Origin of the sequence: Acinetobacter sp. NIOH-H-8 (assembly GCF_046635365.1) — a bacterium.
Lineage (GTDB): Bacteria > Pseudomonadota > Gammaproteobacteria > Pseudomonadales > Moraxellaceae > Acinetobacter.
This window is the reverse complement of record NZ_JBHDVN010000234.1, coordinates 1-431: the sequence shown is the minus strand read 5'-3', so window position 1 is coordinate 431 and position 431 is coordinate 1. Positions and strand designations below refer to the sequence as shown.

1 pseudogene is annotated in these 431 nt (G+C 34.6%); it reads left to right on the top strand.

Going from position 1 to position 431, the window contains the following annotated elements:
- A pseudogene (locus tag ACEWB7_RS17980) lies at positions 1 to 431 on the top strand (heavy metal translocating P-type ATPase); the annotation flags it as partial.

Genomic DNA, 431 nt, shown 5'->3' with positions numbered 1-431 from the left:
ACCTTAGCTACTATTGTACAATTTGGTATTGGTTGGCAATTTTATATAGGTGCCTACAAAAGTTTACGTAGTGGTTCGGCTAACATGGATGTATTAGTAGCATTAGGTACAAGTGCTGCTTACTTCTATAGTCTATTTGAAACTATAAAATGGATTGTCCAACCACAAATCACACCACATCTTTATTTTGAAACAAGTGCAGTATTGATCACGCTTATCTTATTAGGTAAATATTTAGAAGCACGTGCTAAATCTCAAACGACTAATGCTTTAAGTACATTGTTAAATTTACAAGCTAAAGAAGCACGCGTAATTCGTAATGGTACTACGCAAATGATCCCATTAAAAGAAGTTGTTGTTGGCGATCATCTTATTGTTAAACCAGGAGAAAAAATACCTGTCGATGGACTTGTGATTAAAGGTACTACTTC